This is a genomic window from Janthinobacterium sp. SUN118 (assembly GCF_030397695.1).
Taxonomy (GTDB): Bacteria; Pseudomonadota; Gammaproteobacteria; order Burkholderiales; family Burkholderiaceae_D; genus Janthinobacterium.
Window position 1 is genome coordinate 204320 of record NZ_JAPUBV010000003.1, and the last position, 14999, is coordinate 219318.

Sequence of the window (14999 nt, forward strand, 5' to 3'; positions counted from 1 at the left end):
CGATAGGCACTGCCGCGCGCGGGTATCAGGACATCAGAACGCCAGGCGGCCTTGCAGGTAGACCATGCGCGGCGCGCCCACCATCTTGCCCAAGTTGCCGTCCGACGTGCGCGTGAAGTAGCGCTTGTCGCTCAGATTATTCACGCCGGCGACCAGTTCCAGGCCAGCCTGGCCCGGCACTTTCCACTTCGCCTGCATATTCCACGTGCGGTAGCCGGGAATGACGCCCAGGTTGCCCGCCGCGTTTTCCGCCACCGTATTGGCTTCATCGGCGAACTGGCGGCTCTGGTGGCTGCTCGACAGGTCGAAGCCCCACGCGCCCAGCTGGTAGTGGGCGCCGACGGTATCCGTGTTGCGCGAGTAGAACGGCACGTCGTTGCCCGCGTTTGCGCCATCCTGCAAGGTGGCCTTGGTGTAGGTGTAGGTGACGTAGGCGTTCAAGCCGGCCAGCGGGCCGGACTTGTCGAAGTGGTAGTCGAGCGCCGATTCCAGGCCACGGTGGTGCGTGGCGCCCACGTTGTAGAAGACGGCGCTGTCGCCGCTGCCGACGGACTGGATCTGGTTGTCGAACTTGATGTTGAACAAGGTCGCTTCTGCCGACAGCTGGCCGCTTTTCCAGCGCGCGCCCAGCTCGGCCGTTTTCGCCAGTTCGGGTTGCAGCGGATTCTTGTCCGACTGCGCATTGAGCTGCGTATTTTGCACGGCGCCAAACGAGCTGTTGTAGTTGCCGAACAGGGTCACGTTGTTGTTGAGCAAGTAAGCCACGTTCAGCGAGGGCAGGGCCTTGTTGTTGAGCAACTCGATCTTCTGGTCGGTCGGCAAGTGGTTGAAGCGCTCCGTCTTGATGTGCTCATAGCGCACGCCAGGCGTGATGCGCCACGCGCCGATGGCGATCTTGTCGTCGATATACACGGCTTGCGCATCGGTGGCGTTGTTCGCGAAGCGCGTCGGCTTTTGCTGCAGGCCGCTGGCGATGACGACGTTGTAGATGGTTTCATCGGCCCGCTCGGCCAGGTAGCGGTAGCCGACGGTGACGTCCTGCGACACTTTGCCGGTGATGAAGCGTTGCGTGTAGCGCGGTTCGATGGCCGTCGTCTCGTAGTTGCGCGGCTGGCGGCCCAGGCCCGTGCGGTTCGCGTTGATCAGGGTGCTTTCGCGCGAGCTCTTGTTGTAATAGGCGCGCACTTCCACTTCCTGCGTGCTGGAAATGGCGTTCAGGTAGCCGATGTCGAAGGCCTTGCGCTCGCCGCTCCAGAAGTCCGTGGGGCGCGTGTTCTGGAACGGGTCCTGCCTGTACTGGGCCGCCGTCAGGCCGCCCGGCGTGCGCGACGTCACGTCGTAGTAGGACAGCTTGGCGTATACCTCGGCCGTCGGGCTCAGGTCGTAGCGCAGCTTCAGGGCGAAGTCGTTGACTTTTTCATCGCTGCCCACGCGCCAGTCGCTGCCGCAGATGCCCGAGTACAGCACGGCCAGGCCCAGGCCGCTGTCGAGCTGGGTGCCGGCAAAGACGCTGGCCTGCGTGTTGTGGCCCACTTCGCTGTACGAGTTGTAGCGCACGGTGGCGTCGCCCGTGACGCCTGGCGTGGTGGGCACGCGGCGCGTCTTGAAGTTGATGATGCCGCCCACGTTTTGCGGGCCGAAGCGCACGGCACCGCCGCCGCGCACCACGTCGACCGTCTCGACATTGGCCAGGCTGACGGGGGCGAACGACAGTTGCGGCTGGCCATACGGCGCCACCGACATGGGGATGCCGTCGAGCAAGACCGTGCTGCGCGGCGAATAGCGCCCGGCCAGGCCGCGCACGCCGATGTTCAGGGAGATGGCACTGCCGGCGCTGCCCGAGTTATCGCTGATCTGCACGCCGGGAATGCGGCGCATGACGTCGCTGAGGCTGGCCGCGCCCGAGTTCTCGATATCGTCCTTCTGCACCACCGTGCGGGCGCCGGCGAAATTCTTCGTGCTGGCGGCCATGCTGGTGCCCAGCAGGTTGCTGCTGACCTGTATCGTTTCGAGGATGGGGCCGGCATTGTCGGCCGTGTTGGCTTGCTGTGCCTGTGCCGCCAGCGGGGCGCCCAGGCAGGCGAGGGCGATGGCCAGCGCGCACGGGCGCAGCGAAAAAGGCAGGGGGGAATGTATGGCGGCCATGCATGGATCTCCGTAATGACAATGTTGGCGCGTTCGGTAAGGCGGCGCGACAACATCGTGGCGTGGGCATCCGGCGCAAGGGGATAAGAATGATAATGATTCTCATTTTATCCGTCAATTGCGCAAACTGCGTAGCGCCGCCTTTGCCCATGCCAGGGCGCTGAAGTGTTGTTGGGGCGGTACAGCGGACGTCCGGATTGCCGCCTGGCTACAGTGCTGGGGTGCGGCGGCATTGGGCGCGCTTCTTGTATACTGCCGTCTTTGCAGCCGTCAGACGTGAACGAACAATGAGCCAGACAACTGAACACCAGGCGCCGGGCAACTCGCCTGTGGAGCGCCGCCAGGGCGAGCAGCCGGCCGCCGCCGCGCGCAAATTGAATCTGCTGGTGGTCGACGACAACCAGGAAGTGGGCGAATCGCTGGCCATGCTGCTCGAAGCGCTGGGCCACCACGCGGTGGTGGTGCGCAACTGGCAGATGGCCGTCGAGCAAGTCAAGCTGTGCGTGCCCGACGCCGTCTACCTCGACATCGAGATGCCAGGCATCAGCGGCATCGAGATCGGCCGCCGCCTGCACAACCATCCGGAAACGGCCCACGCCGTGCTGATCGCCGTCACCGGCCACAGCCTGCCCATGTACATGGACGACGCGCTGGCCGTGGGCTTCCGCCACTTCCTCGTCAAACCCGTGCGCATGGAAGACCTGGCGACGACGGTGCAGTCGGTGCTGGCGGGCTAGTTTCCCCGCTTTATGGCGGACTCAGCGACCACTGCTGGTTGTTCGCATTGGTCAGGTTCCACTGGATGATCTGCGCATTTTCCGCCGTGCTCAGGTTCAGCATGTCCAGGGTCAGGTTGCTGTAGCGATTCGTGATCGTCTGGTAGCCGGTCGCCGGGCTGGCGAAGCGCCACTGTTGGCCCAGTCCGCCCCAATAACTCCATTGCGCGATGTTGGTGCCGGCCGTGGTCGAGTTGTTGTAGTCATCCAGGCCCAGCAGGCTGTTCGCGTTGATCAGGCTGTAATAGCCGTCTCCATGTCCCACCACATACCATTGCTGGTGTTTCCCTCCTGTATAGGTTTGCTGCTGCACCAGCGCGCCGTTCGCCGTGCCGGCGCCGGCGCCGGCCACGGCCACGGCCAGCGCCTTGCCGCTCAGGCGCGAGCGCAGCACCGTGGGGCCGTCCGAGATGCCGCCGCAGCTGGCGAGCGCAAAATTGCGCGTCAGGCTGGGCCAGCCGCCGCTGTACGTCATCTTTAATATGTCGAGCTTGGCCGCGCCATTGTCGTTGACGTCGTAATAGTGGATGGAGGCGTAGTTGCAGCCGTCCTGCTTGAGCACGCCGATATGGCCCGGTCCCTTGTATTTGCCATCGAGATTCGGCAAGGCCGTGCGCGTGCCGCTGTACGGCCCCGTCACGCTGGTGGCGCGCTGCACTTCCACGTAATACGTGCTGGCCGCGCCCTGGCAGCATTTGCCGCGGTTGACGAACAGATAGTAATACCCGCCATCGCGCGCGATGTAGGGCGCTTCGATATCCTTGCCGCCACCGCCGAGGATGGTGGTGACGTTGCCCGCCGTCTTGCCCGTCGCCTGGTTGATCTCGGCCACGCCAATGCCGCCAAAAAACGAGCCATACGACATGTAGACCTTGCCGTCATGGTCGCGGAACAGGGCCGGGTCGATGGCGTTGATTTCCGCGCCGCCCCCATACGATTGCACGACGATGCCCAGGTCCGTCCAGTTCGGGTTCTTCAGCGAGGCCGAGCGGGCCACGCCGATGGCCGACACGGAGGTGCCGAAGGTGGATACCGAGTAATACAGATAATAGTAGCCGTTCATGTGGATCACGTCGGGCGCCCAGTACGAAGCGCTGAAGTTGGGGATTTTATTGGCGATCCAGGCCGGTGGCGTGCCGAACACGGGCGCGGGGCCGGCCGACCAGTTCAGCAGGTCCGTCGAGCTGGAATACCAGATGCCCGTGCCGGTGGTGAAGTTGAAATATGTGTCGCCATCGCGGCTCAGGGTGCCGGGGTCGTGCGCGTTCGGCACGCCCGTCAGGTTGATCGCTTGCGCCGCGTGGGCGCAGAACATCAGGCAGAGTGCTGCCAGGATTTGCTTCATCGTTGTCTCCGTGCTGTTTTTATAGGGCGGTCCAGGCCGCAAGCCAGAGTAGGGCGATGGTCAAATTTGCACTAATGAATTTTTTACGGGAAGCGATACCGGAGCCGGTATCGGAGAATGAAGAAAAGCGGCGCCGGAATAGAAAAAGCCCGGTTCGAAAACCGGGCTCTTCATTATTCTGTGGGGTGGCTGATGGGGCTCGAACCCACGACAACAGGAATCACAATCCTGGACTCTACCAACTGAGCTACAGCCACCACTGTCTTACTTACCTGTTTAGCTGTTTTGCTGAACAGGTGCCGAATTATACAAAGAACTCGGCAAAGTGGCAAATCTAAATGCAGTCTTTTTTAAAGAATCGAAAGATTGCCTGAAAACGCCCGATTTCCCTCACACGGACAGGTGGGTGACGGGCGGGTGCAAGTCCAGCAAACCGGCGAAGGCTTGCGCCAGCGACTCGACCGTGGCCGTCGTGTAACCCTGCAGCTGCGGTGCATCGTTGCCGGTGCGGCGCAAGCTTACCGCGTCGAGCAAGCGGGTCAGCTGGCGCGCCACGGCCTCCCCGGTGTCGACCAGGGCGATCTGTTGCGACGTATGCGCGCGCACCGTGCGTTCGATAGCGTCCTGCACGAACAGGTAGTGCGTGCAGCCGAGCACCAATGTGTCGACGCCTTGTGCCAGCACGGGCGCGATGTAGCGCTCCAGCATGGCGCTGGTGGCGTCCAGCGGGTCGTTGCCCAGCTCGCACTGCTCGATGCGGTCGGCCAGGCCGATGCACGGTTGCAGGATGAACGTGGCGCCCGTGGCGGCGCTGACCTGCTCGCGCAGGGCCAGCAGCTTGTCGCCGCGCAAGGTGCGCTCGGTGGCCAGCACGCCGATCTTGCCATTGCGGCTGATGGCCGCCGCCGGTTTCAGGCCCGGCTCGACGCCGACGATGGGCAGTTCCGGGTAGCGCGCGCGCAAGGCCTTGATGGCGGCGATGGTCGCCGTGTTGCAGGCGACCACCAGCGCCTTGACGCCATGTCCGAGCAAATACGCGGCAATCGCCAGCGAGCGGTCGACGACCTGCTCTTCCGTCTTGTCGCCATACGGCGCATAGCCGGAATCGGCAACGTAAATCAGGTCTTCCTGCGGCAGCTGCGCGCGGATATGGCGCAGCACGGACAGGCCGCCCACGCCGGAATCAAAAATGCCGATGGGGGCGCTGGCGTGGGCATTGCTTGCAGTAGAAGTCATAGGAAACCGAAGAGGATGAAAAACGCCGCGCTGGTATTGCCGCGCGGCGTAGGGTAGTGCCTGTTTAAGCGACCGTCACGGGGATCTGGCTGACGCTGCTATTGAGTTGCTCGATCTTCGCCTGCCATTCCTTCGGACCCGTGTTGTGCACCGAAGTACCTTTCGCGTCCACGGCCACCGTCACCGGCATGTCGACGACGTCGAATTCGTAGATGGCTTCCATGCCCATGTCGGCAAAGCCCAGCACCTTGGCGTGCTTGATGGCTTTCGACACCAGGTAGGCGGCGCCGCCGACGGCCATCAGGTAGGCCGACTGGTGCTTCTGGATCGATTCGATGGCGACTGGGCCGCGCTCGGCCTTGCCGATCATGGCGATCAGGCCGGTTTTTTCCAGCATCATGTCGGTGAACTTGTCCATGCGCGTGGCCGTGGTCGGACCGGCCGGGCCGACGGCTTCGTCGCGCACGGGATCGACCGGGCCGACGTAGTAGATGACGCGGTTCTTGAAGTCGACGGGCAATTCCTCACCCTTGGCCAGCATGTCCTGGATGCGCTTGTGCGCGGCGTCGCGGCCCGTCAGCATCTTGCCGTTCAACAGCAAGGTCTGGCCCGGCGTCCACGAAGCGACTTCTTCTTTCGTCAGCGTGTTGAGGTCGACGCGCTTGGATTTTTCCGTGTCCGGCGTCCAGTGCACTTCCGGCCACGACGACAGCGATGGCGGTTCCATGTAGGCCGGGCCCGAGCCGTCGAGCACGAAGTGGCCGTGGCGCGTGGCGGCGCAGTTCGGGATCATGGCGACGGGCTTCGACGCGGCGTGCGTCGGGTGCATCATGATTTTCACGTCGAGCACGGTCGTCAGGCCGCCCAGGCCTTGCGCGCCGATGCCCAGCGAGTTGATCTTGTCGCACAGCTCGATACGCAATTCTTCCAGTTTATTTTGCGGGCCGCGTTGTTTCAGCTCAAACATGTCGATGTCTTCCATCAACACTTCCTTGGCCATCAGCATGGCTTTTTCGGCCGTGCCGCCGATGCCGATACCCAGCATGCCAGGCGGACACCAGCCGGCGCCCATGGTCGGCACGGTCTTCATGACCCAGTCCACCAGCGAATCGGACGGGTTCATCATGATCATCTTGGATTTGTTTTCCGAGCCGCCACCCTTGGCAGCGACTTTCACGTCGACGGTATTGCCTTCGACCAGTTCCATGTGCACGACGGCTGGCGTGTTGTCCTTGGTGTTCTTGCGGTCGAAATGCGGGTCGGCCACGATGGAGGCGCGCAGCTTGTTGTCGTCGAAGTTGTACGCGCGGCGCACGCCTTCGTTGACGGCGTCGGTGACCGTGCCGGAGAAGCCCTCGAAGCGCACGCCCATGCCGATTTTCAGGAAGACGTTGACGATACCCGTGTCCTGGCAGATAGGACGCTTGCCTTCCGCGCACATGCGCGAGTTGGTCAGGATTTGCGCGATCGCATCTTTTGCCGCTGGGCTTTGCTCGGCCGCGTAGGCGCGCGCCAGGTGCTCGATGTAATCTGCAGGGTGGTAGTAGCTAATGTACTGCAACGCTGCGGCGACGGATTCGATCAGGTCTTCTTGCTTTATGACAGTCATGGTGTTCTCGCGGTAGATAAGAAGGGTAAGACTCTTTACTAATTACTGCATCAGTTACTGCATCGGAGTGTCAAGGCCCACGACGGCCGCCGGCCGTCATGGGCTTCTGCTTCAATGGTTGCGTGCCTGGTTTTGCGTGACCGTCATGATGCGGTCCGTGTAGGCAATCGCCATCGCCGACAGGATGAAGACCATGTGTATCACCGTTTGCGCGATGATCACTTCGATCTTGTACGAGTTGGCGTTGATAAACGTCTTCAACAGGTGGATGGACGAGATGCCGATGATGGCCATCGCTAATTTCGTCTTCAGCACGGAAGCATTTACATGCGACAACCATTCCGGCTGGTCTGGGTGGTCATCGAGGTGCATGCGCGAAACGAAGGTTTCGTAGCCGCCGATAATGACCATGATCAGCAGGTTCGAAATCATGACCACGTCGATCAGGCCTAATACCACCAGCATGATGGTCGCTTCGTTCAGCTTGGTCGGCAGGGCGCTGCCCGGCACGGCAACGGCCGTCAGCACGTGCTGCAGGGCGGCATCATTGCCGAACACGGCGCCGATCAGGTCGGACAATTCCACCCAGAAATGGAATACATACACGCATTGTGCGAGGATCAGGCCCAGGTACAGCGGCAACTGCAGCCAGCGCGACATGAAGATGAAGGCAGACAGTGGGCGCAGCTTGGTATGTTTGGCAGACGGTGGTAGGTGGTCGATCATGTGGAGGTTCCTGGGGGAGTAAATACCAATTTTTGGCATGCCCGACATTTTACACTTGCTACCGATCACTGCGCATGGCCTTGCTCTGGATTATTGGGTTTGATGAAATACAAAGTGGTATTGAACCTTCGGCGCAACAGGCATTTTCCCAGCGAAAATACTGTACGGCGTCCCCTTGACTCCTATTGCCGAAGGCGCTTATGGTTAGTATGGACAGAGCAAAACGCAGCATAAAACGCGCAATGTAAGGCGTCCGTAAGACAGGGCGCTTATCGTGTTAGCAAACAATTACTACACTGGAGACAAGCATGGCCGGTACAGAAAACCAAGGGCAGGGCACGGAACAGCAGGGACCAGAAGAGTCGCGCGTATTTAACCCGTCGGCAGCGTTTGCCGCGCAGGCAACGATTTCCGGCATGGACGCCTACCGCGCCATGGTGGCCGACGCCGAGCGCGACTACGAAGGCTTCTGGGCCAAGCTGGCGCGCGAAAACCTGAGCTGGAAGAAACCGTTCACCCGCACCCTGAATGAAGACAACGCCCCATTCTACAAATGGTTCGAAGACGGCCAGCTCAACGTGTCGTACAACTGCCTTGACCGCAACATCGAAAATGGCCTGGGCGACAAGACGGCCATCATCTTCGAAGCGGACGACGGCACCGTCACCAAGGCCAGCTACACGGAATTGCACGCCCAGGTCTGCAAATTTGCCAATGGCCTGAAAGCCAAAGGTATTAGCAAAGGTGATCGCGTGATCATCTATATGTCGATGTCCGTCGAAGGCGTTGCCGCCATGCAAGCCTGCGCGCGCATCGGCGCCACGCACTCCGTCGTCTTCGGCGGCTTTTCCGCGAAATCCTTGCAGGAACGCATCATCGACGCGGGCGCCGTGGCCGTCATCACGGGCGACGAGCAATTGCGTGGCGGCAAGAAACTGCCGCTGAAAGCCATCGTCGACGAAGCGCTGGCGCTGGGCGGCTGCGATTCCGTGAAGAACGTCATCGTGTACAAGCGCACGGGCAGCGACTTGCCGATGGTGGCCGGCCGCGACACGTGGCTGCACGACCTGGTCGAAGGCCAGAGCGCGCAATGCGAGCCGGAATGGGTCGATGCCGAGCATCCATTATTCATCTTGTATACCTCCGGCTCGACCGGCACGCCGAAGGGCGTGCAGCACTCGAGCGGCGGCTACCTGCTGTGGGCCGCGCTGACGATGAAGTGGAGTTTCGACATCAAGCCCGACGACGTCTTCTGGTGCACGGCCGACATCGGCTGGGTGACGGGCCACAGCTACATCGCGTATGGCCCGATGGCCGTGGGCGCCACGCAAGTGGTGTTCGAAGGCATCCCGACCTATCCGAACGCGGGCCGTTTCTGGGAAACCATCAAGAAGCACAATGTCAGCATTTTCTACACAGCCCCCACGGCCATCCGTTCGCTGATCAAGGCGGCCGACGTCGACCCGAAAGTGCATCCAAGCAACTACGACCTGACGAGCTTGCGCCTGCTGGGCTCCGTCGGCGAGCCGATCAATCCGGAAGCGTGGATGTGGTACTACAAGAACATCGGCGGCGAGAAATGCCCGATCGTCGATACCTTCTGGCAAACGGAAACGGGTGGCCACATGATCACCCCGCTGCCGGGCGCGACGCCGATGGTCCCCGGTTCCTGCACGCTGCCATTGCCGGGCATCATGGCCGCCATCGTCGACGAAGCGGGCCAGGATGTGCCGAACGGCCAGGGCGGCATCCTCGTGGTGAAGCGCCCATGGCCATCGATGATCCGCACGATCTGGAACAACCCGGACCGTTTCAAGTCCAGCTACTTCCCGGAAGAACTGGGCGGCAAGATGTACCTGGCAGGCGACGGCGCCATCCGCAACAAGGACACGGGCTACTTCACCATTACGGGCCGCATCGATGACGTACTGAACGTGTCGGGCCACCGCATGGGCACGATGGAAATCGAATCGGCCCTGGTGGCCAACCCGCTGGTGGCCGAAGCGGCCGTGGTGGGCCGTCCGGACGACACGACCGGTGAATCGATCTGCGCCTTCGTCGTCTTGAAGCAGGCGCGCCCTACCGGCGAGGAAGCCAAGAAGCTGGCCCTGGAACTGCGCAACTGGGTCGGCAAGGAAATCGGCCCGATCGCCAAGCCGAAGGAAATCCGTTTCGGCGATAACCTGCCGAAAACCCGCTCCGGCAAAATCATGCGCCGCCTGCTGCGCGTGCTGGCCAAGGGCGAGACGATTACGCAAGACGTCTCGACCCTGGAAAACCCGGCCATCCTGGAGCAGCTGAAGGAAGCGTCATAATGGCAGGTCGGCCCCTGACAGGGCCGACCATGGCCGCTGCCGGACTGCTGCTTGTCGTTGCGCGCTTTAACTTTTACCCCACGGTAAATAACTTTGGCAGTCCGTAGAATCTTTGCTATAATCTGCGGCTTCGCGACAAGCGAGAAATAGTACGCAATGCGAGCAAGTAGACGCATTGCCTGCAGGAGAGGTGGATGAGTGGTTGAAGTCGCACGCCTGGAAAGCGTGTATAGGTTCATAGCCTATCGGGGGTTCGAATCCCCCTCTCTCCGCCACGGATAGTAATTAAGTAAGATCAGGACGTTTCAGGAAGTCCCTCAAAAACCGCTTAGAGCCTTGATTCTAAGCGGTTTTTTCGTTTCTGGACGTTGCACAGCGTCCCAGGACATCCACCTCAAGTAGGCGCAAGTTTGGGGGCACCTCGCACTCAGCCATTGCCGCTTGCCCCAAAAAAATTCAAAAAAACGACTATATTGATCTTTACAGCATGCCGCGCAGGAGGTTTGCCATGCCAAAGATCATTGTTCCGCTGACAGATTTACTCATCCGCAACGCCAAGCCACGCGAGCGGCCGTACAAGATGTTCGATGGTGACGGCATGTACCTCGTCGTCGCGCCAACCGGCTCCCGCATCTGGCGTTTCAAGTTCCGGCAGGCCAACGGCAAAGAGAATACGCTGACGTTCGGCCCTTACCCGGAAATTACCTTGCAGGATGCACGTGAAAAGCGTCTGGCGACACGCCGCCTGCTGCTGCAAGGAATCGACCCCGCCAAGCATCGCGACGACGCCAAGCGCCTGGCAAAGGATAAGGCGTCCAACACCTTCGAAAAAATCGCGCGCGAGTGGCACGGCAACAAAGTGCCCACGTGGAGCGAACGCACCGCCAAGAACACCATCCAGCGCCTGCAAGCGGACATCTTTCCAGCCATTGGCCGCATGCCGATCGATGAGATAAAGCACCGCGATCTGATTGCCGCGCTGCGCAAGATCGAGGAGCGTGGCGCAAGCGAGGTCGCCCATCGCCTGAGAGCGGTATGTGCGTCAATTTTCAGCTACGCGATTCAGTGCGGATTCACAGAGCGCAATCTGGTCACCGATATGAAGGATGTGCTGAAGACCGTCCGCGCCGGACACTTCGCCGCCATCAGCGCCGACGAACTACCGCAGTTTCTGGCCATTCTGGACCGCAACGAAGCACGCATGTTCGCGCCGACCCGCATTGCGCTGCGGCTGATGCTGCTGTGCTTTGTGCGCACCAGCGAGTTGATCGAAACGCCCTGGAGTGAAATCGACCTGGAGCGCGGCGAGTGGATCATTCCATGGCAGCGCATGAAGCGCGGCAAGCTGACCGTCAATCCGGATATGACCAACCATCACGTATGCCTGTCGCGCCAGGCGCTGGAGCTGCTGCGCGAACTGCACGCGATCACGGGCCGCAGCAAGTACCTGTTCCCGAATCAGCGCGACCACGAAAAGCCGATCAGCAATAACACGATACTGGTGGCGCTTGGACGCATGGGATACAAGGGCAAGATGACCGGCCATGGCTTCCGGGCGCTGGCTATGAGCACTATCAAGGAGCACCTGGGCTACCGGCATGAAGTCGTGGACCGGCAGCTGGCACATGCGCCGAAGGACAAGGTGGCCAGTGCCTATGACCGGGCGCAGTTCCTGGCCGAACGGCGCAAGATGATGCAGGATTGGGCCGACTACATCGATGCCGTCAGCGGCAAGGGAAAGCCGCCGCAGACGCCCAGATTAACGCTGGTCAGCGGTGAGTTCAGCCGGGATGGCGGAACAGGAGGGCACCATGTCTGAGTATGTACTGCGCCTCACGGATGCGCTTATCAAGCAGACCGCTTCCAAGGACAAATTACATAAACTGGCTATCGGAGTCTTTGTCCGGGCTGCAACGCTGCCGGTCAATGCCAGTGGCGCCAGTCCAGCACGCGCCGGTTCCAATTCTGCGTACTACGAAAAGCGCACTTGACGAAACGAACCACTTGCAAACGTCGATAGCAGGCATAGAATGAAGCTCTCTTATGTGGGAATCGCTCCCACAAGGGCATGCATCGAGCATGTACCTATGCTTAGCGGCATAGGCGTTGCGGTCGTTACCCGCCACCATGATACATAGCAGTTTCTGCTAGATATATCGCCGGGAGATGCAGAAGCATGCAGATCTCGGCAAGATAAAGCGCTGCCTTCAGCGCCTACATATCCCACAGTCCGCAAGACGGATTGCCTGGATGATTGCGCCCGGTGGGCGCTTCTTCAAACAGGAGCAAGACTCCTGCCCTGATTGGTTCGCATGCCCCGCGAGGTAGCGCACCGTATGAAGCACAGCATGGCTTTGCCGCAAGCCGCACCGTCAACAGAAATGCCAGCGATGCGATGCCATCACGGCTGCCGCCAGCGCGTGTGCTTCAGAGCCGCCAGTATCGTCACCGCGAGTGCGATGCTGGCATGTATGCCGTCACATACCATGGCAACGTGCGCGCGTCGTTACTGGCGGCGTGCTGCCAGTGACGACGCGCCGCCGACGGCATAGGCCCAGGCGGCAAGCGGAATTCCACCGCGTGATGTTGTTCAGTGATGGGGCCAGGCGCCCCGCATCGCAGGTAAGCCCTGCGATGTCCTTTGCCCGCTACGGGCTGATTAGTTGAAGTTGATCCGTGCACGAGGTGCACTCCATGGACCCTGGGTGATTGGTCCCTGCTGCGGCGGCTCCCTCCGGGAGCGCGCAGCGGTGCCACACGCGCATGCGGCGCGGGCAGGCAGTAACAGCAACCGCATACACGGGAGTGGTGTCCCGAGGCCCTTGATTCAACCTTTCCTGCCGAGGCAGTGAGGGTGGCCAGAAACACTTACCAGACAGGATTACACCACGCAGCATCGATGTAAAAACCAAAGATCGAAGGAATGACTTTGCCATGCGCGACTTGAACTACCAGCTCAAGCAACTGTGTCACCGCAACCGGGATGGCAGCTTTGCGACGCAGGCCGACCGTGAGCGCATATTAAATCTGTGCGCCAACGACTTGGCGGAACGGGGCTTCCAGCATATGAGCGTGGACAGCCTGAAACCGAAGCATGTGGCGGCGCTGCTCGACAAGTGGAAGCAGGATGGCGTCAGTACCGGCACGATCAAGAATCGCATGAGCGCCCTGCGCTGGTGGGCCGAGAAGATCGGCAAGGAAAACATCATCGCGCGCACCAACGGCGAATATGGCATCGCGGAGCGGGTGTTTGTCACCAACGTCTCGAAGGCGAAGGTGCTTGACGCCGATACGCTGGCCCGCGTGAATGATCCGTATACGCGCATGTCCCTGCAGCTTCAGGCGGCGTTTGGATTGCGGCGCGAGGAAAGCATCAAGATCAAGCCGGGATGGGCCGATGGCGGGAACATCCTGCGGCTGCAGGATAGCTGGACCAAGGGCGGCAAGTACCGGGAGGTGCCGATCACCACCACGCAGCAGCGCGCCGTACTGGAAGCGGCCAAGGCGCTGGCGGGCAAAGGCAGCTTGATTCCGGCGCAGTTGCGGTATCGGGACCAGTTGAACCGCTTTCGGGCGCAGTGCGACAAGGCTGGCATCCATGGCGTGCATGGTCTGCGCCATGAGTACGCGCAGCGGCGCTATGCCGAGCTGACTGGCCGACCTAGTCCAGCCAGTGGCGGCGCGACGTCCAGACAGCTGGATGCTTCTCAAAAGTTGGCGGATAACGCTGCAAGGTTAAAGATTTCGACGGAGATGGGGCATGGTCGTGAACAGGTCACGTCAATCTACCTGGGGAGATGACCGCCCATTTGTATCAGGGCTGCAGCACTTGGGACGGAAGAGATGCGAAGGAGTGCAGCGTTGTCGCTGCCGGAACTATCGAGGAGAGTCGGCACGACTTTCCATTGTTTGCTGTTCATCAATCGAAGGAGAATCTTATGACCACGACTAAAAAATTCCTCCGCTTGCCTGCGGTAATCGAGGCTACCGGCTGGTCCCGCGCCACAATCTGGCGCAAAGTGAAGGCAGGCGTGTTGCCAGCGCCTATCCCCATCGGCCCCAAGTCCATCGCGTGGGACGCAGAGGAAATCGCTCAATGGCAGCAGCGCTGTATTGACGCTAGGCGGGGAGTTGCTTGAGTGGGAGTTAATAGTGGCTGGATTAGCAGCGCTCCACCTCGTAAGATGTCGTGGTGCGGGCCTACCGGCCTTCTCCGAATCGTCCAACTGCTGCCGCTGCGCGGCAGTCCTGCGCGCCTGTGGCGCGCGTTCGTGGTTCCAATTAGGCATCGACTGAGCATGCTTTTATGGCATCAAATGCATCAGTCTGTGTCCGAATGGCGGACCAGACCTTGGCGGTCCTGCTAAACCTGCTCTCGTACCTGAAAAAACGACTCGGTCGAAGTTGCGTCCGATGATTTTAGTGATTCAGTCGCTGCACAGAGCGGGGCAGGATAGGTGAAGTTAGCTAATCTTTGTTTCGCTAACTTCACACCTGCTTATTCTCACTTTGTGCTCAACGTATCGCTCCAAATGAGACTTTCTAATGAGCATGCATCTACTGCACCTTTGCGTGAGTCCATGTCCGAATGGCAGATCTGACCCTTGCTCTCCTGCTCTCCTGCACCCTTTCGAGTGGGACTGGGCACTTAAACCTTTTGCTCTGATGGCTTTTCCTATCAACGGCGCTTTGAATTTGAACTTGCAGTGCCATCGCACGAGACATTTAGCCAAATCGAATCCAAAATTATCGCTCTGTTCGAAAATATTTCTTTAGCGGCAATCTTCGAATTGTCATCAAGCAATTATTGGATTATCATGAACGAAAGGTTACCTACCTGTTCCAAT

The 14999-nt window shown here is 60.4% G+C and carries 11 protein-coding genes and 2 tRNA genes; 7 read left to right on the forward strand and 6 right to left on the reverse strand.

What is annotated here, in order from left to right; all coding sequences use genetic code 11:
* Positions 1 to 33: 33 nt before the first annotated feature.
* Complete coding sequence (locus O0880_RS19985; RefSeq protein WP_289888352.1) at positions 34 to 2145, reverse strand: TonB-dependent siderophore receptor; 2112 nt, start codon at positions 2143 to 2145, stop codon at positions 34 to 36.
* A gap of 287 nt (positions 2146 to 2432) precedes the next feature.
* Here O0880_RS19985 and O0880_RS19990 point away from each other — a divergent pair, with 287 nt between their 5' ends.
* Complete coding sequence (locus O0880_RS19990; protein ID WP_071325115.1) at positions 2433 to 2882, forward strand: response regulator; 450 nt, start codon at positions 2433 to 2435, stop codon at positions 2880 to 2882.
* Between the two features lie 10 nt (positions 2883 to 2892).
* On the opposite strand, the gene O0880_RS19995 is transcribed toward O0880_RS19990, so the two are convergent.
* From O0880_RS19995 to O0880_RS20015, 5 genes are all read right to left on the reverse strand, one after another.
* The gene (locus O0880_RS19995) at positions 2893 to 4266 is read right to left on the reverse strand and encodes a family 43 glycosylhydrolase (protein ID WP_289888354.1); all 1374 of its coding nucleotides are present in this window, start codon (positions 4264 to 4266) and stop codon (positions 2893 to 2895) included.
* A 181-nt stretch (positions 4267 to 4447) separates the two neighbouring features.
* Positions 4448 to 4523: transfer RNA gene (locus O0880_RS20000), tRNA-His, on the reverse strand.
* 133 nt (positions 4524 to 4656) lie between these two features.
* Positions 4657 to 5502, reverse strand: a complete 846-nt coding sequence (gene murI, locus O0880_RS20005) for a glutamate racemase (RefSeq protein WP_289888355.1) — start codon at positions 5500 to 5502, stop codon at positions 4657 to 4659.
* Between the two features lie 64 nt (positions 5503 to 5566).
* Positions 5567 to 7111 (reverse strand): fumarate hydratase, encoded by a 1545-nt coding sequence (locus O0880_RS20010; RefSeq protein ID WP_071325103.1) that lies wholly within the window; start codon positions 7109 to 7111, stop codon positions 5567 to 5569.
* 111 nt (positions 7112 to 7222) lie between these two features.
* Positions 7223 to 7837, reverse strand: a complete 615-nt coding sequence (locus tag O0880_RS20015; protein WP_071325102.1) for a YqhA family protein — start codon at positions 7835 to 7837, stop codon at positions 7223 to 7225.
* Positions 7838 to 8145: 308 nt separating this feature from the next.
* On the opposite strand from O0880_RS20015, the gene acs reads away from it, so the two are divergent.
* The 6 genes from acs (at position 8146) to O0880_RS20045 (ending at position 14291) form a co-directional block, all read left to right on the forward strand.
* Positions 8146 to 10152: an acetate--CoA ligase gene (gene acs / locus O0880_RS20020; protein ID WP_289888356.1), complete on the forward strand. Its 2007-nt coding sequence runs from the start codon at positions 8146 to 8148 to the stop codon at positions 10150 to 10152.
* Between the two features lie 184 nt (positions 10153 to 10336).
* Positions 10337 to 10427, forward strand: a tRNA-Ser gene (locus O0880_RS20025).
* A gap of 233 nt (positions 10428 to 10660) precedes the next feature.
* Positions 10661 to 11971, forward strand: coding sequence for an integrase arm-type DNA-binding domain-containing protein (locus O0880_RS20030; RefSeq protein WP_289888357.1), 1311 nt, complete (start codon positions 10661 to 10663; stop codon positions 11969 to 11971).
* Positions 11964 to 12143, forward strand: a complete 180-nt coding sequence (locus O0880_RS20035) for a hypothetical protein (protein WP_289888358.1) — start codon at positions 11964 to 11966, stop codon at positions 12141 to 12143. Before O0880_RS20030 ends, O0880_RS20035 begins: the two co-directional genes overlap by 8 nt.
* Positions 12144 to 13086: 943 nt before the next feature.
* Positions 13087 to 13953 (forward strand): phage integrase N-terminal domain-containing protein, encoded by an 867-nt coding sequence (locus tag O0880_RS20040; protein ID WP_289888359.1) that lies wholly within the window; start codon positions 13087 to 13089, stop codon positions 13951 to 13953.
* Between the two features lie 137 nt (positions 13954 to 14090).
* Positions 14091 to 14291 (forward strand): AlpA family transcriptional regulator, encoded by a 201-nt coding sequence (locus O0880_RS20045; RefSeq protein WP_034760447.1) that lies wholly within the window; start codon positions 14091 to 14093, stop codon positions 14289 to 14291.
* Positions 14292 to 14999: the final 708 nt, after the last annotated feature.

Excerpts from the sequence above, each read along its gene's own strand:
- O0880_RS19985 (WP_289888352.1), bottom strand. The coding sequence starts at position 2,145 with ATGGCCGCCATACATTCCCCCCTGCCTTTTTCGCTGCGCCCGTGCGCG.
- O0880_RS19990 (WP_071325115.1), top strand. The coding sequence starts at position 2,433 with ATGAGCCAGACAACTGAACACCAGGCGCCGGGCAACTCGCCTGTGGAG.
- O0880_RS19995 (WP_289888354.1), bottom strand. The coding sequence starts at position 4,266 with ATGAAGCAAATCCTGGCAGCACTCTGCCTGATGTTCTGCGCCCACGCG.
- murI (WP_289888355.1), bottom strand. The coding sequence starts at position 5,502 with ATGACTTCTACTGCAAGCAATGCCCACGCCAGCGCCCCCATCGGCATT.
- O0880_RS20010 (WP_071325103.1), bottom strand. The coding sequence starts at position 7,111 with ATGACTGTCATAAAGCAAGAAGACCTGATCGAATCCGTCGCCGCAGCG.
- O0880_RS20015 (WP_071325102.1), bottom strand. The coding sequence starts at position 7,837 with ATGATCGACCACCTACCACCGTCTGCCAAACATACCAAGCTGCGCCCA.
- acs (WP_289888356.1), top strand. The coding sequence starts at position 8,146 with ATGGCCGGTACAGAAAACCAAGGGCAGGGCACGGAACAGCAGGGACCA.
- O0880_RS20030 (WP_289888357.1), top strand. The coding sequence starts at position 10,661 with ATGCCAAAGATCATTGTTCCGCTGACAGATTTACTCATCCGCAACGCC.
- O0880_RS20035 (WP_289888358.1), top strand. The coding sequence starts at position 11,964 with ATGTCTGAGTATGTACTGCGCCTCACGGATGCGCTTATCAAGCAGACC.
- O0880_RS20040 (WP_289888359.1), top strand. The coding sequence starts at position 13,087 with ATGCGCGACTTGAACTACCAGCTCAAGCAACTGTGTCACCGCAACCGG.
- O0880_RS20045 (WP_034760447.1), top strand. The coding sequence starts at position 14,091 with ATGACCACGACTAAAAAATTCCTCCGCTTGCCTGCGGTAATCGAGGCT.